Genomic DNA, 23,440 nt, shown 5'->3' with positions numbered 1-23,440 from the left:
GCCCGCGCCTCTCACGCGCGGCGCGCGCTGGCGCAGTGCGCCGCCGGCGCCGCCTTGCGCGGCAACGTCAATGCCCAGAACAGCGCCGCCGCCAGGCTCAGTCCCAGGCCCAGCGCACATACCCCGAGCCAGCCGGCCCGCGCATAGACGAAGGTCGATGCGATCGACCCGAGCCCGCTGCCCACCGCGTAGAACATCATGTAGCCGCCGACCAGGCGGCTATGGGCCTGCGCGCTGATGGAAAAGATCATGGCCTGATTGGTCACGTGCAGCGCCTGCGCCGCGATGTCCAGCACCAACACGCCCAGCGCCAACGCCCACAGGCTCCGGTCCAGCAGCGCGATCGGTCCCCAGGCCAGGCACAGCAGCGCCAGGCCGGCGCCGGTGGTGAGTTGGGCATGGCCCCTGTCCGCCAGCCGGCCGGCCCGCGCCGCCACCAGCACGCCCGCCACGCCCACCAGCCCGAACGCGCCCACCGCGCTAGGCGTCAACGAATACGGCGGCGCGCTCAGGGGCAGCACCAGCGCCGTCCAGAACGCGCTGAAGACGGCGAACATCAGCAGCGCGATCATGCCGCGCACCCGCAGCACCCGCTCACTCGCCAGCAGCGTGAGCATCGAGCGCAGCAGCGCGCCATAGCCCAGTCCCGCGGCCGGCAGGGCGCGGCGCGGCAGCCAGCGGGCCAAGGCCAGCGCCAGCAAGGCGGCCAGGCCAGCGGACACCAGGTAGACCGCGCGCCATCCCCACAGGTCCGCCACCGCGCCGGCCAGGGTGCGCGCCAGCAACAGCCCGATCACCACGCCGCCCTGCACCGCGCCGACCACCCGCCCCCGCTCGCCCGGCGCCGCCAGCGCGGCCGACAAGGCCAGCAGGCCCTGGGTCATGGCGGTGCCGAGCAGGCCCAGCGCCAGCATCCCGGCCAGCAGCCACGGCGCGGCGGACGCCAGCGCCACCGCGGCCAGCGCCAGCACCAGCAGCCCCAGCTGCGCCAGCATGAGGCGGCGCCGGTCGAACAGGTCGCCCAGCGGCACCACCAGCGCCAGCGCCAGCGCGCAGCCCAACTGCGTCGCGGTGACGACGATGCCCACCGCGCCCTCGTCCAGGCGGAACTCGCGGCCCATGGCGTCCAGCAAGGGTTGCGCGTAATACACGTTGGCCACGCTCAATGCGCAGGCCACCGCCAGCAGCAGCACCAGCGCGGTGGGCATGCCGCCGGCGGATGGCGGCGCCAGGGGGGAAGGATCGGTTCGGTCAGACATGGCGGCCTTTTTGGTTTTATTAAGAAACCAGAATGCTAGGCCTTAAGGTTTTATAATGCAACCTGATAATCGACATTCATCCGCCGCGACGGCGGCAAAGGTCAGGACGATATGGTCAAACGCACCAGTCTCGAAGGCGCCGCCTGCCCGGTGGCGCGCGCGCTCGACGCCATCGGCGACTGGTGGTCGCTATTGATCGTGCGCGACGCCTTCGACGGCGTGCGGCGCTTCGGCGAATTCCAGAAAAGCCTGGGCGTGGCCAAGAACATCCTCAGCGACCGCCTGCGCACGCTGCTGGCGCATGACATCCTGGCGGCGGCGCCGGCCTCGGACGGCAGCGCTTACCAGGAATACGTGCTGACGGAAAAGGGCCGGGCGCTATTTCCCGTGATCGTCGGCCTGCGCCAGTGGGGCGAAGACCACTACTATGGCCCGGCCGAACCGCACTCCACGCTCATCGACCGCAAGCGCGGCCAACCGGTGCGGCGCCTGCAGGTCCGCGCCCAGGACGGCCGCGAATTGGCGCCGGACGACACCGTGGTGCGCAAGGTCGACGGCGACCGCGCCTGACCCTGGCGAGTCCTGCCGCGTCAGACACCGGTGGCCTGCGGCCACTGCCCCGTGGCCAGCGCGGTCGGCGAATAGCCGCCGAAGCGCCAACGCAGCGCCAGCGCGCCCGGCCTGGCCCGCACTCGCTGCACACGCACCCGCCACAGCCGTTCGGCCCCCGCGAAGGCGGCGATCTCCGGACTGTCCAGGATGACCTCGGCGCGGCCCGACACCTGCAATACGTCGCCGCGTTCGAAGTCGATGAACAGCAGCGCGGCGCGCGGATTGAGCAGCATGTTGCCCAGTGTATTGAAAAAGCGGTTGCCGGAGAAATCCGGGATCGTCAGCGTGTCGCCGTCGATCCGCACGAAGCCGGGCTTGCCGCCGCGGTGCGAAACGTCGACCCGGCGCCCGGCGTCATCGGTGTCGGCGTAGGTCGCCACGAAGAGCGTATCGGCGCGCGCGATCAGCGCCTGGTCGGCCTCGGCCAGCGTCGTCCGCTCGCGCGCCGGTGCCGGAAAGCGCAGGGCCGGCGAGCGCGAGAAATGGAAATCGCGCGCCTGGATGTACTGCGGGCAGTTGCCGAACGACTCGGCCACCGTGACCGCGAACCGCTTGCCGTCCCACGCGCTGATACGGCCATTCATGCGGTTGCGGCGGCGCGTGTGCAGTTCGATGCCCAACAGCCCCACCGCCTGATCCGGGCCCAGGCCGGCGCGCAGCGGATCATCGGCGTCCGGCAGCGCGGCCACCTGCAAGGTCACGGGGTCTGGCGATACGGCGAAGCCCGGCTCGCCCTCGATCACCCCGGCCCAGGGGTCGCCCTGGCCATCGACCGCGCCCATCACCAGGAACGGCAGCTGCGCGAAGAAGGCGCGGTGCTGGTCCGGCATGTACGGGCGGATCACCTTCGCGCCCACCTGCGCCATGCGCTCGGCCATGCCGACGTGCGCCTGTAATTGACGTTCGCCGGCGTGCCAGGGCATGGCGCCGGCCGCCGGCGGGACCGCCGCAGCGCCCCCTGCCGGCCTGGCGCTGGCCGAATCGCCGGCCGGCGCGGCATCCGCGGCGCCCATGGGACGTATCGTATTCGCATTCATCTCAGGCTCCTGGTGCGCGGGCTTGCCGCCCGCGCCTGGCATCACGCCGCCCGCAACCCGACCGGCGACACCGCCATCGGCACGAAGCGCGGCAATGCCTCGATCCGCGCCAGCCAGTCGCGCACGCGCGGATACGCCGCCAGCGACACATTGCCTTCCGGCGCGTGCGCCACGTAGGTGTAGCAGGCCACATCGGCGATGGTCGGCGCGGCGCCCGCCAGATAACCGGTGGCCGCCAGCTCCTGCTCCATCACCGCCAGCAGAGCATGCGCGCGCGCCAGCGTGGCCGGCACGTCATGCGAGGCGCCGAACAGCGTCACCAGCCGCGCCGCGGCGGGGCCACTGGCCAGCGGACCGGACGCCGCCGACAGCCAGCGCTGCACCGCCGCCGCGCCCACGGCATCCTCGGGCAGCCAGGCCTGGCCGCCGTAGCGCTTGCACAGGTACACCAGGATCGCGGTGGAGTCGGCCACCACCACGCCGTTATCGTCGATCACCGGCACCTGGCCGAACGCATTCAGCGCCAGGAAGTCGGGGCGCTTGTGCGCGCCGCCGCGCAGGTCGACTTCGACACTACGGTGGGGCACGTCCAGCAGCGACAGCATCAGGGCCACGCGGTGCGAATGGCCGGACAGGGGAAAGCCGTAGAACGTCAGGGGAGCGTTGGACATGGCGCTATCTCGTGAAAGGAAACAGGCGTCCATCTTGAACCCGCTCCGCGCGCGGGGGAACCGCCTGGCCACGCAAGACAGCATTGCCGCCAGTGAAAGAATGGCCGCCGGCCGTCACACCGGGGCCGTCACACCGGCAGTGCCGCCAGGTCGCGGCGCAAGGCCTCGACGCAGAACTCGACGAAGCTGCGCACCTTGGCCGAACTCCTGCGCCCTTCCGGATAGACCACATGCACCGGCATCGGCGGCAGTTCATAGTCGCGCAGCACGACCTGCAAGGCGCCGCTGGCCAGGTCGCGCGCCACCTGGTAAGACACCACCTGGGTCAGGCCCCAGCCCTCGCGCGCGGCCGCCACCGCGGCCTGGAAAGAGGTCACGGTCAGCTGCGAGTCCAACGGCAGGCGGCGCGGCTGCCCATCCTGCAGCAGGCGCCACTGCGAGCCGCGCCCTTCCATGGCTGCCGTGATGGTGCAAAAGCGCGCCAACGCATCGGGGCTGTCCGGCGTGCCGTTGCGCCGCAGGAAATCGGGGGAAGCGCACACCACGCGCCGCACCTGTCCCACCGGCACCGCCGTCAGCGTGGAATCGGGCAGCGCGCCGATGCGCACCGCCACATCCACGCCTTCGTCCAGCAGGTTCACCACGCGATCCACCAGCAGCGCGCGCACCGAAACCTCGCGATGCTGCCGCAGATAGCCCATCACCGCCGGCATGACATGCAATTCACCGAAGCGCGCGGGCGCGGTGATGTGCAGGGAACCGCGCGGCGCGGCCATGGCGCCGGCGGCGGCGTCGTCGGCCTGCTCCACCGCTTCGAGAATGCGGCGGCAGTCGGCGGCGTAGCGCGCGCCGGCCTCGGTCAGGCGCAGGCTGCGGGTGGTGCGCACCAGCAGCAGCGTCCCCAGCCGCCGTTCCAGCGCCGCGACGCTGCGTGTCACGGTGGGGGCCGACATCGCCAAACGACGCGCGGCGGCGGCGAAGCCCTGCGCCTCGGCCACCGCCAGGAAGACACTCATTTCATGGAATCGGTTCAAGGCGCTCGGCCTCCTCGGGATGGATGCGCGCCGGCAGGCCCGGCACGGCCGGCAGCGCTGCGACGCTGTCGCGCACGCAACGCCGCACGATATCCGCCAGGGCCGCGGCCACCGGCGCCGGCCGGCCTTGCGCGTGATACAGCGACAAGGGCAACGGCGGCAACGGCGGCAGGCCCTGCTCGCCCGGCGCCATCACGCGCAACCCGGCCGGCAGCCCCAGCGGGGTGCGCACCATCAGCCCCAGGCCCGCGCCGACCGCCGCCCACAGGCCCGCCAGGCTGGGGCTGATGAAGGCCGCGGTCCAGGCGATACCGGCGCGATCCAACGCATCGGTGGCGCGGCTGCGGAACAGGCAGGGCGCCTCGAATGCCACCAGCGGCAAGGCGCCATCGGCATCGCGCACCGGATCCATTGCGGCCGGACCGATCCAGCACAGTGGCAGCTCGGCCAGCCTCAAGCCATGCGGCCGCGCCGCGTCATGGTCCCAGGCCAGCGCCAGATCCAGTTCGCCGGTCGCCACGCGTTCGAGCAGGTCGGCATTGCGCGCCACCCGCGCTTCGATCCGCACCCGCGGATGGGCGCGGGCAAACTGGCCCAGCACCCGGGGCAGCAGGATCTCGCCGAAATCCTCCTGCAATCCCAGGCGCACCCGGCCCTGCAACCGCGTGCCGCGCACCGCCACCGAAGCCTGGTCGTTCAGTTCCAGCAGCCGGCGCGCGTACGCCAGCATGGTCTCGCCCGCGTCGGTCAGCGCCAGGCCGCGGCCGGCCTTGCGCAATAGCGGCACGCCGGCCTGATCCTCGAGCTTTTTCAGCTGCGCGCTGACCGCCGAGGTGGAACGCCCGAGACGGTCGGCGGCGCGGCCGAAGCTGCCTAGCTCCACCCCGGCGACGAAGCTGCGCAACACGTCCAGGTCGAAAGTGACAGGCCGCATTATTGTCCCGTTTTTCAAAACCTTTAATTGAAAATTTCCTGATTTTCAGAATGATGTTACGGGCGCAGACTGGCCGCGTCAATGTCAATCCCGCTTGGAAAACCATCATGTCCCTGCCCGCCTCCGCCCTCTCCGCCCTCTCCGCCCCGGCGCCCGCCGCGCGTCCCGCCCACCGATGGAAGGTGCTGGCAGTGGGCGTGGCCGCCAATGTCGCGTTCTCCGCGGCGGCGGCCGGCCTGCCCGCCACCGCCGTCTTGCTGCGCGCCGATTACCAGCTGGACAACGACGCCCTGGGCCTGGCGCTCGGCGTGCTCGGCCTGGGCGTGGCGCTGTTCGAACTGCCCTGGGGCCTGCTGGCCGACCGCTGGGGCGACCGGCCGGTGTTGCTGGCCGGCCTCGGCGCGACCGCGGCGGCGCTGGCCTGGATGAGCCTGTGCGCGGCCCCGGCCCACGGCGTCGCGCCCGCCTTGTGGCTGCTGACGTTGGGCCTGCTGCTGGTGGGTGTGATGGGCGGCAGTGTCAACGGCGCCAGCGGCCGCGCGGTGATGGCATGGTTCGACGAGGGCGAACGCGGCCTGGCGATGAGCATCCGCCAGACCGCCGTGCCCCTGGGCGGCGGCCTGGGTGCGCTGGTGCTGCCATGGCTGGCGTCGCGTGCCGGCTTCGGCGCCGTCTTTGGCCTGCTGGCCAGCCTGTGCGCAGGCGCCGCGCTGCTGACGCTGGGCTGGTTGCGCGAGCCGGACCGCGCGCGCACGGCCGCTCCGCCCAGCGCCGGCGCGGCGCCCCGCTCCATGGCCCGCGCCAGCAGCCCGCTACGCGATGCGCGGGTGTGGCGCGCGGCGGTGGCGATCGGCCTGCTGTGCTGCCCGCAATTCGCGGTGCTGACGTTCGCCACGGTGTTCCTGCACGACTTCAGCGGCGCCGGCATCGCCACGCTGACCGCGGTGATGGTGGCGGTTCAACTGGGCGCCATGGTCGCGCGCATCGCCAGCGGCCGCTGGACCGACCGCCACGGCAACCGCCGCGCCTACCTGCGTGGCTGTGTCTGGCTCGGCTGCCTGCTGTTCGCGGCGCTGGCGGCCGCCGCCTGGGCCCTGGGCGCGGCCCCCGGCCACCGCGTGGCGTTGTTGGCCGTGCCGGTGCTGCTGGCCGCCGCCGGCATCTGCGCCTCGGCCTGGCACGGCGTGGCCTACACCGAACTGGCCACGCTGGCCGGCGCCGCCCGCGCCGGCACCGCGCTGGGGCTGGCCAACACCTGCGTCTACCTGGGGCTGTTCCTGACGCCACTGGCGCTGCCGCGGCTGGTGGCGGCCACATCCTGGCCGCTGGCCTGGCTGGCCGCCGGCGGCGCCATGCTGGCGGTCTTGCCGCTGCTGCCGCGCCCGGGGCGGCCGTGAACGCGCGGCGCGCACAGCGCCGCACAGGCGGCAGCCGAGGCCCTGGGCGCCGGGATTTTCACGCGGGGATACTCGGACTTCCGGCTAGCGCCGCCGCGCAGTCGCAACGGATGGGCGTCACCCCAGCCGGCCGCCGCTCCCCACGGCTGAGCCAACCCAGCGCGATCGGCCACAGCGTGTCGCGAAAGCGCTCATGGAAAAATGCAAAGTGGCCAATGGCCTCCAGCCCCAGCGAGGCCGGCGCCAGGCGCAGGTGCGTGCGGGCGCTGCCGGTGAAGTACGCCAGCAGCCGGCCGATGGCGGCCTCGGTGCCGAATTCGTCGTCGGTGACGCTGAGCGCCAGGATCGGCGCGGTCACCGCCGCCATCGCGGCCACGCGATGGTCCGGCCCGCCGCGCCCTTCGAAGCGCGGCCCCATGAAGCTCCAGTCGCGCACCACGCCACGCGGCGTATCCTCCAGCCAGCCCAGGCGGCGCCCGGGAAAATACCCCAGGCAGGCCGCCAGCAGCGGCATCGCCACATGCCACTTGGCCAGCATGCGCAGGCGCTGCCCGGCGGCATAGTCGCGCCAATAGGCGTACTGTGCGCCCATCGTGAAAATGCGCCGCAAGCGCCGCGCCGACGGCGCCAGGCCGGTGACGAAACCGCCGATGCTGTGCGCCACCACATCCACCGGCTGGCCCGGAAAATGCGTGTCGACATACCCCAGCACCGCCTCGAAATCCTTCTCGCCCCAATCCATCCAGGAGGCCTGGAACCCGCGCAGCGAGGCCGGACGCGATTCTCCGATCCCGCGGTAGTCATAGATCAGCACGTCGAAGCCGTGCCGGTGCAGATAGGCGGCGAAGCGCGCGTAATAGCGGCAGCGCACCGAGGTGGCGGCGTTGATGACGACCACCGGACGCGGGCCGGCCGGGCCGGGTCCGGCATGGCGCCACGCGTAGCCTCCCAGCGCCACGCCATCGGCGGCGCGCAGTGTGATGCGGTGCGTATCCATATTCACATTCTCTCAGATCAATCAAACAAGGTCTGGAACGGCCTTTCTGAATCGATTAAACCTTTGGGAAATCATGGATTCAAACGATTATTCGTCGCCCATTACATGCTTTATAGGAATGTGTCAGACCACCGCGCCGCGGCTCGCCGAGCGGCGCAGCACCGCCGGCGGGCTGCCGTAGACCTGTTTGAATACCCGCGTCAGGTGCGCCTGGTCGGCAAAGCCCACGGCCAACGCCGCCTCGGCCAGCGGCAAGCCGCCGCGCAGCAGCGCACGGGCGCGCGCCACCCGCCAATTGCGCAGCCAGGCCAGCGGCGGCAGACCATAACGGCGCGCGAACCGCTTGACCAGCGTGCTGCGATGCCGGCCCTCGGCCCGCGCCAGTGCCTCCAGGTCGGGCGCGCAGGCCGGATCGGCGCGCATGCGCTGCAACAGCAATGCGCAGACGTCCGTCGCCTCGGCCGGCGCCGCGCCGGACGCGGCTGGGGTCTGCCCATGAGCAGCCAGCAAGCCGAACAGAGCCGCCGACAGACGGCCGCTGCGCGCGCCGTCGTCGATGGCCTCGGGCGCCAGCGCCGCCAGCCACGCGGCGCACAGGCCGGGGTCGCGGATGACCGGCCCTGGCAGCGCCAGGCCGCCCTCGCGCAGCGCGGCGGCGTGGTCGTCGAACCAGCCCGGCTCGATATACGCCATGCGGTAGGCCAACAGCCCGGCCGATGTGCCGCCGGTGTGCACCTGCCCCGGCGCGATCACCACCAGGTCGCCCTCGCCCGCCTCGAACGGCCGGCCATGCACGGTGAAGGCGCAGCGCCCCCGGGCGATGGCGCCGATCGACCAGGCGTCATGGAAGTGCGCCTCGTAGCGATAGGCGCGCAGGTCGGCAATCAGCACGTCGCCGGGCAGGTTCGCGCCGCAATGCCAGATATGTTGGGAAACCGCCATCGAAAAAATGCCTGGGCAGGACTGTCGGGGGGCGGTCGCCAGCGCCGGCCGCCGTGGCGACAGACTACCCGAAATAGCGCGCCGGCGCGTGCGGCGGACGCGCCGGCGCCATGATGGCGGACGCCGCCCTCACGCCTTGCCGGCGGCCAGCGCGGAGGCGCGGCCGCGGCCGAACAGCGGCCGTTGCACCGTCTGCGCCAACAGCACGCCGGCCAGCGTCACGGCGCCGCCCAGCAGATGGTACGAATGCAGTTGCTCGCGCAGCAGCGCGAACGCGGCCAGCGCGGTGAACAGCGGCAACAGGTTGATGAAGATGCTGCAACGGTTGGGGCCCAGGCGGTGCACGCCCTCGATCCACAGGAACGACAGCAGCACCGACGAGAAGATGCCGGCGTACAGGATCAGCGGAACCGTCTTCATGTCCAGCGCCGCCTGGGCGGCCGGCACCCGCAGGTACAGCGGCAGCATGTACAACAGCGCGAAAACCGACTGCACGAAGGTCGACTGCCAGGCCGGCAGCGGCACTTTCCAGTGGCGCAGCAGCACGCCGTACAACGCGTACGAGAATGCCGCCATCAGCATCAGCCCGTCGCCGACGTGGATGCCGTGCTGGAACACGCTCAGCATGTCGCCCTGCCCCACCAGATACAGCAGGCCCAGGAACGACAGCGCGCCGCCCACCGCCATGCCGAGGGTCAATGGATCGCGCAGGATGACCACGCTCAGCAGCATGCTCAGCAACGGTATCAGCGCCGTCAGGATGGCCATGTTGGTGGCGGTGGTGGTCTCGGCAGCGCGGTACGACAGCGCCTGGAACAGCGCCGCGGACAGCGCCCCGTACAGCGCCAGCTTGGGCCAGTGGCGCAGGATGAGCTTGCGGTTGCGCCAGGCCGGCACGGCCGTGAACACGCCCATGATCGCCAGCGCCAGGATCAGGCGGTAGAAGGTGATGGCCGTGGGCGAGATGGCGCTGGCGGCCATCTTGGAAACGATGACATTGCCCGCCCAGAACAGAATGGCGAACAATGGGAACAAGTAGGACATGATGGGTTCACTCGCGGAAAGGGAATCGGCCATCCGTCCCGCGCGATGCGCGGGCAGCGGATGGCCGCTATCCTATTGAGCGTCCCCGCGCCCGTCTCCCGATGAACAGGCAAGGACTATCGCGAAATGGGCACCACCCGTGCGCCGCCCTCAGGGCCGGAACGGCAGCGCGTCCAGCGGCGCCTGCACGCCGGCCATCTGGGCCGTCAGCAACGCGGCGCTGCCACAGGCCAAGGTGAAACCGAGCGCGCCCTGGCCGATGTTGAGCCACAGGTTGTCGGCCGCCGGGCTGCGTCCGATCAATGGCTTGCCGGTGGGCGTGGCCGGGCGCAATCCGGCCCAGGGAATCGCGGACTCCAGGTCCAGCGCCGGAAAGGCCTCGCGCACCTGCCGCTTGAGCAACGCGATGCGGGTCGGATCGATCCCGGCGTCGGCGCTGCCGATATCGACCATGGCGGCGATCCGCAACACGCCGCCGACGCGCGCGTAAACGATGCGGCGCTCATAGTCGGTGACGCTGATGCGTGGCGCCACGGTGTCGTCCTCGGTCAGCGGCACGGTCAGACTGTAGCCCTTGAGCGGATAGAGCGGCACGTCGTGGCCCAGCGGCCGCAACAGCGCCCGCGTGCCGATGCCGGTGGCCAGCACCACCGCATCGGCGCCGATATCGCCATCGCGCGCATGCACCGCGACGATGCGGCGCCCCTCGCGCTGCAAACCCGACACCGGATTGGACATGGCGCACTGCACATTGGGCAGCCCGCGCAGGCGCTCGAACAGCGCCAGCGTGAACTGGCGGCAATCGCCCGCCTCTTCGCTCGGGGTGTAGATGGCGCCGGCCAGGCTGGCGCCCATGCCGGCCAGGGCCGGTTCGCGCGCCAGTGTCTGGGCGGCGTCCAGCACCTGCTGCTCGGCGCCATGGGCCGCCTGGTAGGCAACCAGGGCCCGCGCCTTGTCCAGCAAGGCCGCGCTGCGGTAGGCGATCAGCTTGCCATTCTTGAGGTGGCCGAATTCCAGGTTTTCCTGCTCCAGCAGCGCGTGCATCGCATCGCGGCTGAGGAACGACAGCGCCTGCAACTGCGCAGTGGATTCGCGCGCCACCGACGCCCGGCAGGCCAAAGCGAAGCGCAGGCACCAGCGCCACTGGTGCGGATCCAGCCGCGGCCGGAAACGCAACGGCGAGTCCTCGCGCAGCAGCCAGCCCGGCACACTCGACAGCACGCCAGGCCCGGCCAGCGGCGCGACATAGCTGTAGCTGAGCTGGCCGCCATTGGCATAGCTCGACACTTCGGCCGGATGGGCGTGGCTGTCGACCAGCACGACGTCATGGCCCTGGCGTGCCAGGAAGTAAGCAGAGGTCACGCCGACGACCCCTGCCCCGATTACGCACACGCGCATATCCTGCATCCAAATAAGAAAATGGCAACGGTCTTATTCTGAAGCGGGGGACGGATGACCGCAAATCACCAAACCCCCAGCACCCATAACCCGGCCTCATGGCCCCGCGCGCGTGCCCCGCAAAAAACGGCCGGCGGCGCTCTCAGGCGGCGCGGTGCAGCTTGATGAGGGCGGCGGCAGTGGGATCGCGCACCAGATCGGCCAGGGAGTAGCCGTTGAGCGCGTCGTAGAACGCCTGCAGGGTCTGCGCCAGCACGCCCGCCAGGCGGCAGGCGCCGTCCAGCGCACAGGGCGGCTCTTGGCAATCGATCAGCGGCCCTTGCTGCTCCAGCTCGCGCACCAGGTCGCCCAAGCGGTATTCGGCGGCCGGGCGCGCCAGCGCCAGGCCCCCGCCCTTGCCTCGCGCCGTGCTGACCCAACCGCGCTGCGACATGAAATGCACCACCTTGACCAGGTGGTTGCGCGACAGGTCGAAGCGCGTGGCGATCTCCGGAATGGTGACCGCCGCGGGCCGGTCGCGGCATTGCGTCAGGTACATCAGGACGCGCAGGCCGAAGTCGGCGAATCGGGTCAGTTGCATGGTCGGGCTGGAAAAATCCCCGGCGCCCCGGGAAGGAACAGGCCGCCAGGATACACCGCTCAGGCCGGCGCCCCGCCACTGCCGAACGCCTCGGCATGGATGCGGTCCGCGGCCACGCCCAGATCGGCCAGCGCCTGGCGCTGGGCGCGCATGAAACCGGCCGGGCCGCACAGGTAGTAGTCGGCGCCCGGCACCAGCGCCTGCTCGCGGATGGCGCACAGGTCCACCCGGCCGGCGTGGTCGTAATCGCGGCCGCGCTGGTCGCCCGGCCCGACCTCTTCGTAGAACACCGCCTTGCGCACATTGGCGCGCACCGCGGCAATGGCGTTGACGTGGTCTTTCATGGCATGGACCGCGTGGTTGCGACAGCCATGCACGAAGCGGATCTGGCGCGGATCGTCGGTCGCCACCAGATGGTTCAGGATGGAGACCATGGGGGTCAGCCCGACTCCGCCGCTGAGCAGCACCACGGGCGCGGCGCCGTCGCGCAGGTGGAAATCGCCCTGCGGCGGCGCCACGTCCAGCACCCCGCCCTCCTGCAGGCAATCGTGCAGGGCGTTGGAGACACGGCCGGCCGGACCCTGCGCGCCCGCCGCCTCGCGCTTGACCGAAATCCGCAGCCGGTCCTGGCCCGGCGCGTCCGACAGGCTGTACTGGCGCGGCTGCATCAGGCCCAGTTCGGGCACGTACACGCGCACCGACACATACTGGCCCGGACGATAGGCCGGCACCGCGCCGCCATCGGCCGGCGCCAGGTAGAACGAGGTGATCTCGGCGCTTTCGGGCTGCTTGCCGACCACGCGGAAGGCGCGCCAGCCGGTCCAGCCGCCCGGCTTGGCGGCCGAATCGGCATACAGCCGCGCCTCTTCGGCGATCAGCATGTCAGCCAGTTGGCCGTAGGCGGCGGCCCAGGCGTCCACCAGCGCGTCGGTCGCGGCCGCGCCCAGCACCTCGCGGATCGAGGCCAGCAGATGCTTGCCCACAATGGGGTAATGCTCGGGACGGATGCCCAGGCTGACGTGCTTGTGGACGATGCGCGCCACCACCGGCGCCAGCACCGAAGGGTCGTCGATGTGTTCGGCGTAGGCCGCGACCGCGCCGGCCAGGGCCTGCTGCTGCTCACCGCCCGCTTGGTGGCCCTGGTTGAACACATGCCTGAGTTCCGGATTGCTTTCGAACATGCGGGCATAGAAATGACGGGTCAGGGCCACGCCATGGGTTTTCAGGACCGGCGCCGTGGCTTTGACCAGGTCGCGGATTTGCGGGCTCAACATCGACTGCTCCTTGCGCTGCGGAGGGCGCCGGCACCGTTGCCAGGCCTCCTTTTTAAACATGCATTAATAATACATGTTTAAATGCGTTGCACAAAACCCGCCCCGCCCTCAGCCGCCGCGCCCCGTCCATTGACCCAGCAGCCGGCGTGTCGGCCAGGCGCCGGGCGCCACCGCGCGCCAGTCGATCCGCCCCCGCGCCGCGTCCGGGCCGCGCCACACCGCCGCCATCACCCAGTCTTCCCCGAGCGCCCACGCGCTCGCCTGCCAGCGCCCCGGCGGCGGACGCAACAGCAGCCGGCCCGCCGCCCCCGGCGTCAGGCCGACCGATGCCATGTCGGCCGGAAAATCCAGCCCGGCCGCCTTGACGAAAGCTTCCTTTAGGGTCCAGAGCAGGTAAAAGCGCTCCAGCCGCCGTTGCGCTGCGGCCCGGGCCAACCAGACGCGCTCGGCGCCATCGCAGACCCAGGCGGCCAACGCGGCGGTATCGCGCAGCCGCAGCCGTTCCAGATCCACGCCCACCTCCCAGCCGGCCGGCGCCCGCGCGCACAGGGCATGGCCGCCACTATGGCTGAGGGACAGGGCGCAGGCCCCGTTCATCTGGTCCGCCCGCACACGTTGCAGCAGCGCGCGGCTGACCCGCCAGTCGTCGCGCGCCCTGGCCGAGCGCAAGGCCGCGGCGCGGCGCGCATCTTCAGGCGAGAGCAGCTCCGGCCGATAGCGCTCGGCGGCGCCTTTGTCAGCCCACCACAAGGAAAGTTCCTGAAATTCCATGCAACTACGTAACAATTTATCAAGACAGAATGTAAAATATCAGGCGTTTTTACGGCTTTGGTAACGCCCAAAAACAATTAACAGATTTGCGATCGGTGTAAGATCGCGCGCTATGCTGACCTTCTCCATTGCGCAATGGCAGGGTTGGACATCGGGTATGCAAGACACGAGCAGCTGGTTGCACTGGGCTGAACATCCTTATTGTCCCGTTGGAGAACCCAGCCCGCCGCGCCTCGAATTCCTGCCCCCGATGCAGCGTCGCCGCCTCAGTCCGCTGGCGCGCGCCGCGTTCGAATGCGCTTGGCCGGTCGCTCACGATCACCCCCCGATGCCGCTGGTGTTCGCGTCGCGCCATGGCGAAACCACGCGCAACTTCGGCCTGCTGCAGGCCTTGGCGGCCAGCGAGGCGCTGTCGCCCACCGCGTTCGGCCTGTCGGTGCACAACGCCATTGCCGGGCAGTGGTCGATCATACGCCGTGAAACCACCGAATCCGTCGCGCTCTCGGCCGAGGACGACGGATTGGAACACGCCTTCATCGAAGCCGGCCTGCTGCTGGCCGAAGGCCACGACAACGTCCTGGTGGTACTGGCCGAAGAACGGCCTCCCGCGCCCTACTCGCGCTGGATCGACGACGTGCCCTTTTCCTATGCGGCGGCTTTCCGCCTGCGCGCCGGCACCGACTGGCGGCTCGAAGCCGCGCCGTGCGCCGACGCCGCCCCGCCGCCCTGGCCGCACGCGCTCAACCTGCTGCGCCACCTCCATCTGCAAACCCCCAGCTGGCGGCACGCCAACCCCGCCCGCCACTGGCTCTGGACCCGCACGGCATGACGCCCACCAGCCCCACCCCTGCCGCCCCCCAGGCCCGCCAGGACTTCTGGCTATGGCGCCTGGTCGCCACCGGCATGGCCTTCACCATGTTCGGTGTCGGCGGCCTGCTGCTGCGCCTGCTGGTGTTTCCGCCCCAGCGCCTGATCCCGGGTAACGCCGCCGACCGCCAGCGGCGTGCCCGCTGGGCGCTGAACGGCACCTTCCGTTTCTTCATCCGCTTCATGGTGCGCGTCGGCATCCTGACGGTGGACTTCAAGGGCGCCGAGCGCCTGGGCCGGCCCGGCCAGATGATCCTGGCCAACCACCCGTCGCTGCTGGACGTGGTGTTCCTGGTGGGCCACGTCAAGAACGCCAACTGCATCGTCAAGCACGGCCTGGCCCGCAATCCGTTCACGCGCGGGCCGGTCAGCAACGCCGGCTACATCACCAACGACGAGAGCTTCGACATGTTCGACCGCGCCGCCGACGTGCTGCGCAATGGCGAAACGCTGATCGTGTTCCCGGAAGGCACGCGCACGCCGCCCGACAGCATGCCGCGCTTTCACCGCGGCGCCTGCGCCATCGCGCTGCGCGGCGCGCGCATGGTGACCCCGGTGGTCATCCGCATGAACCCGCGCAGCCTGACCAAGGGCGAGCCCTGGTACCGCATTCCGCCCTGCCGCATGCGCTACGTCATCGAGGTCGGCGCGGACATCGACCCGGCGACGTGGTCCAATGCGCACCCGCTGCCGATCGCCGGCCGCAAGATGAACGATTACCTGCATGCCTATTTCGATGCCGAGCTGACGCGAGATGCGGCGGCCGGCGCCCCGGGGCCCGTCGCCGGGCCCGACAACGAACACGCGCGATGCGCGCCGCAAGTGGAGTCCACGCTGGATGAATCAACTGGAAACTGAGCTCAAGACGCTCGTCATCGAATCCCTGGGGCTGGAAGACATCACCCCCGACGACATCGACCGCGAGGCCAGCCTGTTCGGCGACGGACTGGGCCTGGACTCGGTCGATGCGCTTGAACTGGGGCTGGCGCTGCAAAAGCGCTACGGCATCACCATCGACCCCGAGACGCGCAACATGCGCGAGCACTTCGCCAGCATCGCCAACCTGGCCGGATTCGTCGCGGCCCAGCGCCGCAACTGAGGCAATGGAGTTGACCATGCAGACCCGCGATGAAATCTTCAACACGCTGCGCGACACCCTGAGCGAATTGTTCGAGATCGAACCCGAACGCATCACCCCCGAGGCCAACCTGTACACCGATCTGGAAATCGACAGCATCGACGCCATCGACCTGATCGACCACGTGCGCCGCCAGACCGGCCGCAAGCTCGACGCCAACGATTTCCGCAGCGTGCGCACCGTCGAGGACGTGGTGCAGGCCATGTGCCAGAAGCAGCAGGACGCCGGCGCATGAAACGCGGCCTGGCGCCCGCGCTGGCCGTGGCCGGCCTGGCCTATCCCTTCGTCGTGTACGCGACGCTGGGGCGGGTCAGCGCGGCCTGGCTGGCGCTGCCGCTGGCCGTGCTGTGGCTGGCGCGCGGGCTGGCCGGCCGCGACGGTCAGCCCGGCGCGCGCCTGCTGCCGCTGACCGCGGTAGCGTTCTGCCTGGTGCTGGCGGTGTCCAATTCGAGCGACTGGCTGCGCTGGTATCCCGTGATGGTCAACGCCATGCTGCTGGCCATCTTCGGCGCCAGCCTGTATCGCGGCCGGCCCGTCATCGAACAGTTGGCGCGCCTGCGCCATCCCGACCTGCCGGCCGCCGGCGTGCGCTATACGCGCCGCGTCACGCGCGTGTGGTGCGGCTTCTTCGCCATCAACGGCGCCATCGCCGCGGCGCTGGCCGCCTGGGGCCCCTGGAACTGGTGGACCGCCTACAACGGCGCCATCAGCTACCTGCTGATGGGCGTATTGATGGCGGGCGAATGGCTGCTGCGGCCGGCCGCGGCAAAGGCGGCCTGAGCAGTGACCTGGACCGACCTGACGCACCTGCTATTGCCGCGTGCCCCCGGCGCCGACGACGCGCCCGTTGCCGTCGACCCCGCGCTCACGCACGCCGATTTCGCCGCACATTGCCTGGCCACCGCCGGCGCGCTGCAGGCGCGCGCCACGCAACGGGTCGCGCTGTGGTTCGACGACGCCGCCGCCCTCGCCATCGCCCTGTGCGCCTGCTGGCGCGCCGGCGTGACCGCGATCCTGCCGGGCGACGCGCGCCCCGACACCTGCGCCCTGCTCGACGCCGACATCGACGCCTGGCTCACCGACACCGACCTGCCACCCACCCCCCGCCCGCGCTGGCGGCTGGACGCGCTGCGCGATGCGCCGCCGCTGGCGCCCGCGACGCTCGATCCGGAACAGGCGCTGGTGCTGTGCACTTCCGGCTCCAGCGGCACGCCCAAGCACATCGCCAAGCGCTGGGGCCAACTGGCGCGCGAAGTGCAGGCGCTGCAAGCGCAATGGCCGGACGCCGCCGGCCCCGTGCTCGGCAGCGTCTCGGCCCAGCACATGTACGGCCTGCCGTTCCGGGTGCTGTGGCCGCTGTGCGCCGGGCGTCCGTTCGACCGACGCCAGCGGCTCTACCCCGAGGACCTGCAGCAGGCCAGCCTGCGCCATCCGGCCTTCACCTGGATCGCCAGCCCGGCGCTGCTGCGCCGCCTGGGCGACCGGCTCGACTGGGCGCAACTGCGCGGCAGGCTCGGCCGCGTCTTTTCATCGGGCGGCGCGCTGCCGCCCGAGGTGTCCGACGACATCGCGCGCCACCTCGGCCTGCGCCCCACCGAGATCTACGGCAGCTCCGAGACCGGCGCCGTGGCCTGGCGCAGCGGCGCTGACCTGTGGCAGCCCCTGCCCGGCGTGGTGGTCGGTCTGGACGGGCATGGCGCGCTGCGCGTGGATTCGCCCTGGGTCGAGGCCGCCGACGCGCAGACCGCCGACGGCGCCGAACTGTGCGGCGGCCGCTTCCAGTTGCTGGGCCGGCAGGACCGCATCGTCAAGATCGAGGAAAAGCGTATCGCCCTGCCCATGTTGGAACAGGCGCTGGCGCGCCATGCCTACGTGGCCGAGGCCCGCGTCGGCCGCGCCGCTGGCGCCACCCGCCTGACCGCGCTGGTGGCGCTGAATGCCACGGGCCTGCACGCGCTGCGCAACCAGGGCCGGCGCGCCGTGGTCGATGCGCTGCGCCAGCACCTGGCGGCCGGCTTCGAGTCGCTGGCGATCCCGCGCGGCTGGCGGCTGTCGCGCCAGTTGCCCTGGAACAGCCAGGGCAAGATGACCCAGGCCGATTTCGAAACGGCCGCCGGTCCGCGTCCGGTGCAGCCCATGGCCGAGCCGCTGCCGGCCGCCAGCGCCAGCGAGCGCCGCTACCGCATGGAAATCCCCTGCGACCTGGCCTACTTCGCCGGCCATTTCCCCACTGCGCCGGTGGTACCCGGCGTGGCACAGATCGGCTGGGCGCTGGCGCTGGCGCAACGCGACCTGCTGCCGGCCCTGCGCTTTGCCGGCATGGAGGCGCTGAAGTTCCAGCGGCTGCTGCGCCCCGGCGACGTGGCCGAACTGGCGCTGCGCTGGGATGCCGGCAAGCGCAAACTGTATTTCAGCTACACCCTCGGGGACGCGCCCTGCTCGTCCGGCCGCGTGCCGCACGGAGACCACGATGGCGCCGCATAAGCTCTGCGCGGTCATCCCCGTCTACAACCACGGCGCCACCGTGGCCGCGGTGCATGCCCGGCTGGCGGCGCTGGGCCTGCCCTGCGTGCTGGTCGACGACGGCTCGGCCGCCGATTGCGCCGCCGTGCTCGACACGCTGGCCGCATTGCCGCACACGCATCTGGTGCGCCGCGCCGCCAACGGCGGCAAGGGCGCGGCGGTGCAGGATGGCCTGCGCGCCGCGCGCGGCCTGGGCTACAGCCACGCGCTGCAGATCGACGCCGACGGCCAGCACGCGCTGGACGATGCCGCCGCTTTCGCGCAGGCCTCGCGGGCGCGGCCCGAGGCGGTCATCTGCGGCGCGCCGCTATACGGCGACGACGTGCCGCGCAGCCGCCTCTACGGCCGCTGGCTGACGCGCGTGTGGGTCTGGATCAACACGCTGTCGCTCGACATCCCGGATGCCATGTGCGGCTTTCGCGTCTATCCGCTCGCACCGGTGCTGCGGGTGATCGACGCCACCCAAGTGGGCCAGCGCATGGACTTCGACATCGCCGTCCTGGTGCGCCTGCACTGGCGCGGCGTGCCCATGGCCTGGCTGCCCACGCGCGTGGTCTACCCGGAAGGCGGCGTCTCGCATTTCAAGGCGCTGCGCGACAACCTGCTGATCAGCCGCATGCACGCGCGCCTGTTCTTCGGCATGCTGGCGCGCTCGCCGGCGCTGCTGCTGCGCCGCCTCAGCGCGGGTACCCGGCCATGAGCGCGGCCGACTCGCACTGGGCCGACCAGCCCGAGCGCGGCAGCCCCCTGTTGCTGCGCCTGACCGCCTGGGCCGCGCGCCGCGTCGGCCGCCGCGCGGTGGCGCCAGTGGTCTGGCTGGTGGTGCTGTATTTCTATGTGTCCGGCCCGCGCGCCCGGCGCGCCATCGGCGCCTACCAGCGCCGGCTGGCGCGCGCCGGCGGCCTGGCCGCCCCGCTGCCGCGCTCGTTTCCGGTCTACCGCCAGTACCTGGCATTCGCGCAGGCGTTGCTGGACAAGCTCGACGTCTGGCAGGGCAAGATCACGCTGGCGGACCTGGACATCGACGACCCCGACGGCCTGCACCGGCAGATGGGCAGCGGCCGCGGCCAGATTCTGGTGGGCTCGCACCTGGGCAATATCGAGGTCTGCCGCGCCCTGGCCGAGCAATCCGGCCTGCTCAGGCTGAACGTGCTGGTGCACACCAAGCACGCCGCACAGTTCGGCCGCCTGCTCGAGGAGGCCGGCGGTGGCCTGCGCATGATCCAGGTCAGCGAACTGGATGCCGGGGTCATGCTCGACCTGGCCCAGCGCCTGGAGCGCGGCGAATGGCTGGCCATTGCCGGCGACCGCGTGCCGCTCAAGGGCGACCGCAGCACCGAAGTCGCGTTGCTGGGCGAACCCGCCCTGTTGCCGCAAGGGCCGTGGCTGCTGGCGGGCCTGCTGCGCTGCCCGGTCAACCTGCTGTTCTGCACCCGCCAGGGCGCGCGCTACCGCGTCTCGATAGCGCGCCTGAGCGACGCCATCGAATGGAGCCGCGCCACGCGCCAGGCGCAGATCGCGCTCTGGACCCAGCGCTATGCCGACCGCCTCGGCGCGCATTGCCGCCAGGCGCCGCTGCAATGGTTCAACTTCTACCCTTTCTGGAAAGACGATGCGTAAACGCGGCGCGCTTGGCGCGCAAGTCGAGATCCGCGTGCCCTTCTACGACGTCGATTCCATCAACGTCGTCTGGCACGGCCACTATGTCAAATATCTGGAGGAAGCCCGCTGCGCGCTGCTCGACAGCCTGGGCTACGGCTATGACGCGATGCGCGCCAGCGGCTACGTCTGGCCGGTGATCGACCTGCAACTGCGCTACGCGCAGGCGGCGCAGTTCGGCCAGCGCCTGCTGGTGCGGGCCGAATTGGTGGAATGGGAAAACCGCCTCAAGATCAACTACCTCATCAGCGAGGCCGCCAGCGGCCAGCGCCTGACGCGCGCCAGTTCGGTGCAGGTGGCGGTCTGCATGCAGACCCGCGAAATGCAACTGGCCTCGCCGCCCGTCCTGCTGGACGCGGTGCGGCGCAAGCTCGACGCCACGGAGACGGCCGCATGAAACGCCTGCTGATCTGCCTGGCCCTGGCAATCCTGCCCTGGAGCGCGCGGGCCTTCGACCTCGACGACCTGCAACAGCAGCTGCGCGCCGCGCCGATCGTGCGCGGCCATTTCGTGCAGCAGAAATTCCTGCGCTCGCTGCCGCAACCGCTGACCAGCCGCGGCGATTTCACCCTGGCCGCCGGCCACGGCCTGCTGTGGCTGCTGCGCAGCCCCATCGCCCAGGATCTGCGCATCAGCGCCGACGGCATCGCCCGCCGCGGCCCCGACGGCGCCTGGCAGGCGCTGCCGCAACACACCGGCGCCGGCCGCGAGAACCGTCTGTTCCTGTCGGTGCTGGCAGGCGACACCAGCGGCCTGCGCGCGAACTTCGACCTGAGCCTGTCGGGCGGCCCCGAGGCCTGGCAACTGACCCTGCTGCCGCGTTCGGTGCTGCTGCGCCAGATCTTCGAGAACATCCAGATCAATGGCGGCAAGCTGGTCGACCGCATCGAAATGCGCGAAGTCCAGGGCGACCGCAGCGTGCTGCAGATGACCGACGCCGCCGCGGCCGACGCGCTGACGCCGGAGGAGCAACGTGCCTTCGCCGATTGAACGCTGGCTGCCGCGCTTGTTCAAGCTCGGGCTGCTGCTGTTGTTGGGCCTGGGCGCCTGGCAGTGCCGCGATGGCTGGCCGGTATCGGCCAACCTGATGGAACTGGTGCCGCAGGCGCGCGCCGACGCCACCCGGCAATTGGCCGAGGCCCGGGTCCAGGAGCCGCTCAGCCGCCAACTGATCGCACTGGTCGCGGCCCCGGCCGGCGGCGACAGCGCGGCCGCCGCGCGCCAGTTGGCGCAGCGCTGGCAGCTCAGCGGCCTGTTTGCAACGGTGCAGGTCGATATCGGCATCGACCTGGCCGATCTGCGCGCCCGCCTGCTGGCCAATCGCCTGGCCTTGCTGCCGGCGGCGCAGCGCCGGCAATTGCTGGCCGATCCCGCCGCCTACGCCCAGCGCCGCGCGCGCGAGCTGGTCGATCCATTCTCCTCGTCCGGCGTAGTGCCGGTCGACCAGGACCTGCTGGGCCTGGCCCGGCTGGCCGAGCAGGCGCTGCGTCCCGGCGGCGCCGTGCGGTATGACCTGGACAGCGGCACGCTGCTGGCCGAGCACGACGGCCGCGCCTGGGTGCTGGTGCGCGCCACCACGCGCGACGACGCATTCGACAGCGCCGCGCCGGCACGCATCGCCGCCCAGATCGCCAGCGACCGCCCCGCCCTGGCGGCCATCGGCGCCGACCTGCTGGTGGCGGGCGGCCCGCTCTACGCCGCCGCGGGCCGCAGTCAGGCGGTGGCCGAAAGCGGCTGGATCGGCGGCCTCGCAATGGCCGGCATCGTCCTGGTGTTGCTGCTGGCGCTGCGCCGCTGGCGCGCCCTGCTGGCGCTGGCGCCGGTGGCCGTCGGCCTGCTGGCCGGCACGGTCGCCTGCGTCGCGGTGTTCGGGTCCATCCATGTGTTGACGCTGGTGATCGGCGCCAGCCTGATCGGCGTCGCGGTCGACTTCCCCCTGCATTGGCTGGGCAAGAGCTACGGCATGCCCGACTGGCGTGCCTGGCCCGCCATGCGCCGCGTGCTGCCCGGCCTGACCATCAGCCTGGCCGCCAGCCTGGTCGGCTATGTCGCGCTGGCGTTCACGCCCTTTCCCGCCCTGACGCAAACGGCGGTGTTTTCCGCCGCCGGCCTGCTCGCCGCCTATGCCTGCACCGTGTGCCAGTTGCCAGCCTGGATGGCGCGCTTCCATCCGCGCCCCTGGCCGCCGCTGCTGCGCTGCGCCGAGGCCGCGCTGCGCGCGCGCGAGCGGCTGGCAGACCGCCGCCTGGCCCTGGGCATCGGCGGCCTGCTGCTGGCGGCCATCACCGTCGGCGGCATCGGCCGGCTCAACGTCCAGGACGACCTGCGCCAATGGCTCAGCCTGCCGGCGCCGCTGCTGCAGCAGGCGCGCCAGATCGGCGAGATCACCGGCATCACGCCGACCAGCCAGTTCTTCCTGGTGCGCGCGCCCGACGCGGACGAACTGCTGCGCCGCCAGGCGCGCGTCGGCCAAGCCCTGGACACGCTGGTCGCGGCGGGCACGCTGCAAACCTATGACGCCCTGAGCCAACGCGTGACGCCGCAGGCCGACCAGCGTGACCTGGCCGCCGCGCTTGGCGACCTGGCCACGCGGCCCGCGGCCTGGCGCGCCCTCACCGACATCGGCGTGCCTTTCGACGCGCTTCGGCGCGAATTGCTGGCGCTGGCGGTGCTGCCCGCGGTCACCATCGACGCCGCCGTGCAGGGGCAGGCCGGCGAGCGCTGGCGCGGCCTGTGGCTGGGCCAGCACGACGGCGAAGCGGCCGGCATGATCACGCTGCAGGGCCTGCGCGATCCCGCTGCGTTGGCCGCCATTGCGCAAACCGCGCCCGGCGTCACGCTGGTGGATCGCAGCGGCGAATTGAACCGCATGTTTACCGCCACCCGCATCGAGGCCGCCGAACTCAAGCTGCTGTCGTACATCGTGGCCGCCGCGCTGTTGTGCCTGACATTGGGGCGCGCGGCCGCCTGGCGCATCCTGGCGGTGCCGCTGGCGGCCACCGCATGCAGCCTGGCGGCGCTGGGCTACCTGGGTCAGCCGCTGACGCTGTTCAGCCTGTTCGGTCTGCTGCTGGTGTCGGCCATCGGCGTGGACTACGCCATCTTCATGTACGAGCGGGTCGCCGGCGCGGCGGCCAGCCTGGTGGGCATCGTGCTGGGCGCGCTCACCACCCTGCTGTCTTTCGGCCTGCTGGCCGCCAGCCACACGCCGGCCATCGCCAACTTCGGCATGGCGGTGGCGCTGGGCGTGGGCTTTTCCCTGCTGTGGGCGCCCTGGATCCGGCCGCCGCGCCAGGCCTGAGT

Annotated in this window: 25 protein-coding genes; 13 read left to right on the top strand and 12 right to left on the bottom strand. The window is 71.2% G+C overall.

The window, feature by feature from the left end; translation table 11 throughout:
* Window positions 1-11: 11 nt before the first annotated feature.
* Window positions 12-1,259: an MFS transporter gene (locus HV701_RS03725; RefSeq protein ID WP_175131737.1), complete on the bottom strand. Its 1,248-nt coding sequence runs from the start codon at window positions 1,257-1,259 to the stop codon at window positions 12-14.
* Window positions 1,260-1,370: 111 nt separating this feature from the next.
* Here HV701_RS03725 and HV701_RS03720 point away from each other — a divergent pair, with 111 nt between their 5' ends.
* Window positions 1,371-1,829, top strand: coding sequence for a winged helix-turn-helix transcriptional regulator (locus HV701_RS03720; protein WP_175131736.1), 459 nt, complete (start codon window positions 1,371-1,373; stop codon window positions 1,827-1,829).
* 20 nt (window positions 1,830-1,849) lie between these two features.
* On the opposite strand, the gene HV701_RS03715 is transcribed toward HV701_RS03720, so the two are convergent.
* The 4 genes from HV701_RS03715 to HV701_RS03700 all read right to left on the bottom strand — a co-directional run bounded on the left by HV701_RS03715 (window position 1,850) and on the right by HV701_RS03700 (window position 5,547).
* Window positions 1,850-2,794, bottom strand: a complete 945-nt coding sequence (locus HV701_RS03715; RefSeq protein ID WP_254595111.1) for a pyridoxamine 5'-phosphate oxidase family protein — start codon at window positions 2,792-2,794, stop codon at window positions 1,850-1,852.
* Between the two features lie 155 nt (window positions 2,795-2,949).
* Window positions 2,950-3,579 carry a glutathione S-transferase family protein gene (locus HV701_RS03710; protein WP_175131735.1) on the bottom strand — a complete coding sequence of 210 codons (630 nt, stop codon included), beginning with the start codon at window positions 3,577-3,579 and terminating at the stop codon, window positions 2,950-2,952.
* A 128-nt stretch (window positions 3,580-3,707) separates the two neighbouring features.
* Window positions 3,708-4,613: a LysR family transcriptional regulator gene (locus HV701_RS03705; RefSeq protein WP_175131734.1), complete on the bottom strand. Its 906-nt coding sequence runs from the start codon at window positions 4,611-4,613 to the stop codon at window positions 3,708-3,710.
* Window positions 4,597-5,547, bottom strand: a complete 951-nt coding sequence (locus tag HV701_RS03700; protein WP_175131733.1) for a LysR substrate-binding domain-containing protein — start codon at window positions 5,545-5,547, stop codon at window positions 4,597-4,599. The genes HV701_RS03705 and HV701_RS03700 overlap by 17 nt, the downstream gene beginning before the upstream one ends.
* A 107-nt stretch (window positions 5,548-5,654) precedes the next feature.
* Between HV701_RS03700 and HV701_RS03695 the strand changes: the two genes are divergently transcribed.
* Window positions 5,655-6,944 (top strand): MFS transporter, encoded by a 1,290-nt coding sequence (locus HV701_RS03695; RefSeq protein WP_175131732.1) that lies wholly within the window; start codon window positions 5,655-5,657, stop codon window positions 6,942-6,944.
* A 58-nt stretch (window positions 6,945-7,002) separates the two neighbouring features.
* On the opposite strand, the gene HV701_RS03690 is transcribed toward HV701_RS03695, so the two are convergent.
* The 7 genes from HV701_RS03690 to HV701_RS03660 form a co-directional block, all read right to left on the bottom strand.
* Complete coding sequence (locus HV701_RS03690; RefSeq protein ID WP_175131731.1) at window positions 7,003-7,941, bottom strand: alpha/beta hydrolase family protein; 939 nt, start codon at window positions 7,939-7,941, stop codon at window positions 7,003-7,005.
* A 123-nt stretch (window positions 7,942-8,064) separates the two neighbouring features.
* Window positions 8,065-8,883, bottom strand: coding sequence for a helix-turn-helix transcriptional regulator (locus tag HV701_RS03685; protein WP_175131730.1), 819 nt, complete (start codon window positions 8,881-8,883; stop codon window positions 8,065-8,067).
* Between the two features lie 129 nt (window positions 8,884-9,012).
* Window positions 9,013-9,927, bottom strand: coding sequence for a DMT family transporter (locus HV701_RS03680; protein WP_175131729.1), 915 nt, complete (start codon window positions 9,925-9,927; stop codon window positions 9,013-9,015).
* Between the two features lie 150 nt (window positions 9,928-10,077).
* Complete coding sequence (locus HV701_RS03675; RefSeq protein WP_175131728.1) at window positions 10,078-11,325, bottom strand: D-amino acid dehydrogenase; 1,248 nt, start codon at window positions 11,323-11,325, stop codon at window positions 10,078-10,080.
* Window positions 11,326-11,467: 142 nt separating this feature from the next.
* A complete protein-coding gene (locus HV701_RS03670) occupies window positions 11,468-11,905 on the bottom strand; it encodes an Rrf2 family transcriptional regulator (RefSeq protein ID WP_175131727.1) in 438 nt (145 codons plus the stop codon).
* 59 nt (window positions 11,906-11,964) lie between these two features.
* Entirely contained in the window at window positions 11,965-13,179 is a 1,215-nt protein-coding gene (gene hmpA / locus HV701_RS03665; RefSeq protein WP_175131726.1) for an NO-inducible flavohemoprotein, read from the bottom strand.
* 108 nt (window positions 13,180-13,287) lie between these two features.
* Entirely contained in the window at window positions 13,288-13,929 is a 642-nt protein-coding gene (locus HV701_RS03660; protein WP_254595099.1) for a 4'-phosphopantetheinyl transferase family protein, read from the bottom strand.
* Between the two features lie 178 nt (window positions 13,930-14,107).
* On the opposite strand from HV701_RS03660, the gene HV701_RS03655 reads away from it, so the two are divergent.
* From HV701_RS03655 to HV701_RS03605, 11 genes are read left to right on the top strand one after another with little or no spacing between them, the layout of a single operon-like run.
* Window positions 14,108-14,779, top strand: a complete 672-nt coding sequence (locus HV701_RS03655) for a beta-ketoacyl synthase chain length factor (RefSeq protein WP_254595098.1) — start codon at window positions 14,108-14,110, stop codon at window positions 14,777-14,779.
* Complete coding sequence (locus tag HV701_RS03650) at window positions 14,776-15,675, top strand: lysophospholipid acyltransferase family protein (RefSeq protein ID WP_175131723.1); 900 nt, start codon at window positions 14,776-14,778, stop codon at window positions 15,673-15,675. The genes HV701_RS03655 and HV701_RS03650 overlap by 4 nt, the downstream gene beginning before the upstream one ends.
* Window positions 15,656-15,916: a phosphopantetheine-binding protein gene (locus HV701_RS03645; protein ID WP_175131722.1), complete on the top strand. Its 261-nt coding sequence runs from the start codon at window positions 15,656-15,658 to the stop codon at window positions 15,914-15,916. The genes HV701_RS03650 and HV701_RS03645 overlap by 20 nt, the downstream gene beginning before the upstream one ends.
* A gap of 16 nt (window positions 15,917-15,932) precedes the next feature.
* Window positions 15,933-16,190: an acyl carrier protein gene (locus HV701_RS03640; RefSeq protein WP_049077956.1), complete on the top strand. Its 258-nt coding sequence runs from the start codon at window positions 15,933-15,935 to the stop codon at window positions 16,188-16,190.
* Window positions 16,187-16,735: a COG4648 family protein gene (locus tag HV701_RS03635; protein ID WP_175131721.1), complete on the top strand. Its 549-nt coding sequence runs from the start codon at window positions 16,187-16,189 to the stop codon at window positions 16,733-16,735. Before HV701_RS03640 ends, HV701_RS03635 begins: the two co-directional genes overlap by 4 nt.
* A 3-nt stretch (window positions 16,736-16,738) precedes the next feature.
* A complete protein-coding gene (locus tag HV701_RS03630) occupies window positions 16,739-18,439 on the top strand; it encodes an ApeI family dehydratase (protein WP_175131720.1) in 1,701 nt (566 codons plus the stop codon).
* Entirely contained in the window at window positions 18,426-19,178 is a 753-nt protein-coding gene (locus HV701_RS03625) for a glycosyltransferase family 2 protein (protein WP_175131719.1), read from the top strand. Before HV701_RS03630 ends, HV701_RS03625 begins: the two co-directional genes overlap by 14 nt.
* Window positions 19,175-20,098 (top strand): LpxL/LpxP family acyltransferase, encoded by a 924-nt coding sequence (locus tag HV701_RS03620; RefSeq protein ID WP_175131718.1) that lies wholly within the window; start codon window positions 19,175-19,177, stop codon window positions 20,096-20,098. Before HV701_RS03625 ends, HV701_RS03620 begins: the two co-directional genes overlap by 4 nt.
* Window positions 20,091-20,534 carry an acyl-CoA thioesterase gene (locus tag HV701_RS03615; RefSeq protein WP_175131717.1) on the top strand — a complete coding sequence of 148 codons (444 nt, stop codon included), beginning with the start codon at window positions 20,091-20,093 and terminating at the stop codon, window positions 20,532-20,534. The genes HV701_RS03620 and HV701_RS03615 overlap by 8 nt, the downstream gene beginning before the upstream one ends.
* The gene (locus tag HV701_RS03610) at window positions 20,531-21,127 is read left to right on the top strand and encodes an outer membrane lipoprotein carrier protein LolA (protein ID WP_175131716.1); all 597 of its coding nucleotides are present in this window, start codon (window positions 20,531-20,533) and stop codon (window positions 21,125-21,127) included. The genes HV701_RS03615 and HV701_RS03610 overlap by 4 nt, the downstream gene beginning before the upstream one ends.
* Window positions 21,111-23,438 (top strand): MMPL family transporter, encoded by a 2,328-nt coding sequence (locus HV701_RS03605; RefSeq protein WP_175131715.1) that lies wholly within the window; start codon window positions 21,111-21,113, stop codon window positions 23,436-23,438. The genes HV701_RS03610 and HV701_RS03605 overlap by 17 nt, the downstream gene beginning before the upstream one ends.
* The last annotated feature ends 2 nt before the right edge of the window (window positions 23,439-23,440 follow it).

The organism is Achromobacter pulmonis (assembly GCF_902859765.1).
Lineage (GTDB): Bacteria > Pseudomonadota > Gammaproteobacteria > Burkholderiales > Burkholderiaceae_B > Achromobacter > Achromobacter pulmonis.
This window is presented reverse-complemented; position numbering and strand designations above follow the sequence as displayed.

Bases quoted from the DNA above. Each gene is read 5' to 3' on its own strand.
- HV701_RS03725 (WP_175131737.1), bottom strand. From the start codon at position 1,259: ATGTCTGACCGAACCGATCCTTCCCCCCTGGCGCCGCCATCCGCCGGC.
- HV701_RS03720 (WP_175131736.1), top strand. From the start codon at position 1,371: ATGGTCAAACGCACCAGTCTCGAAGGCGCCGCCTGCCCGGTGGCGCGC.
- HV701_RS03715 (WP_254595111.1), bottom strand. From the start codon at position 2,794: ATGCCCTGGCACGCCGGCGAACGTCAATTACAGGCGCACGTCGGCATG.
- HV701_RS03710 (WP_175131735.1), bottom strand. From the start codon at position 3,579: ATGTCCAACGCTCCCCTGACGTTCTACGGCTTTCCCCTGTCCGGCCAT.
- HV701_RS03700 (WP_175131733.1), bottom strand. From the start codon at position 5,547: ATGCGGCCTGTCACTTTCGACCTGGACGTGTTGCGCAGCTTCGTCGCC.
- HV701_RS03695 (WP_175131732.1), top strand. From the start codon at position 5,655: ATGTCCCTGCCCGCCTCCGCCCTCTCCGCCCTCTCCGCCCCGGCGCCC.
- HV701_RS03690 (WP_175131731.1), bottom strand. From the start codon at position 7,941: ATGGATACGCACCGCATCACACTGCGCGCCGCCGATGGCGTGGCGCTG.
- HV701_RS03685 (WP_175131730.1), bottom strand. From the start codon at position 8,883: ATGGCGGTTTCCCAACATATCTGGCATTGCGGCGCGAACCTGCCCGGC.
- HV701_RS03680 (WP_175131729.1), bottom strand. From the start codon at position 9,927: ATGTCCTACTTGTTCCCATTGTTCGCCATTCTGTTCTGGGCGGGCAAT.
- HV701_RS03675 (WP_175131728.1), bottom strand. From the start codon at position 11,325: ATGCGCGTGTGCGTAATCGGGGCAGGGGTCGTCGGCGTGACCTCTGCT.
- HV701_RS03670 (WP_175131727.1), bottom strand. From the start codon at position 11,905: ATGCAACTGACCCGATTCGCCGACTTCGGCCTGCGCGTCCTGATGTAC.
- hmpA (WP_175131726.1), bottom strand. From the start codon at position 13,179: ATGTTGAGCCCGCAAATCCGCGACCTGGTCAAAGCCACGGCGCCGGTC.
- HV701_RS03655 (WP_254595098.1), top strand. From the start codon at position 14,108: ATGCAAGACACGAGCAGCTGGTTGCACTGGGCTGAACATCCTTATTGT.
- HV701_RS03650 (WP_175131723.1), top strand. From the start codon at position 14,776: ATGACGCCCACCAGCCCCACCCCTGCCGCCCCCCAGGCCCGCCAGGAC.
- HV701_RS03645 (WP_175131722.1), top strand. From the start codon at position 15,656: ATGAATCAACTGGAAACTGAGCTCAAGACGCTCGTCATCGAATCCCTG.
- HV701_RS03640 (WP_049077956.1), top strand. From the start codon at position 15,933: ATGCAGACCCGCGATGAAATCTTCAACACGCTGCGCGACACCCTGAGC.
- HV701_RS03635 (WP_175131721.1), top strand. From the start codon at position 16,187: ATGAAACGCGGCCTGGCGCCCGCGCTGGCCGTGGCCGGCCTGGCCTAT.
- HV701_RS03625 (WP_175131719.1), top strand. From the start codon at position 18,426: ATGGCGCCGCATAAGCTCTGCGCGGTCATCCCCGTCTACAACCACGGC.
- HV701_RS03620 (WP_175131718.1), top strand. From the start codon at position 19,175: ATGAGCGCGGCCGACTCGCACTGGGCCGACCAGCCCGAGCGCGGCAGC.
- HV701_RS03615 (WP_175131717.1), top strand. From the start codon at position 20,091: ATGCGTAAACGCGGCGCGCTTGGCGCGCAAGTCGAGATCCGCGTGCCC.
- HV701_RS03610 (WP_175131716.1), top strand. From the start codon at position 20,531: ATGAAACGCCTGCTGATCTGCCTGGCCCTGGCAATCCTGCCCTGGAGC.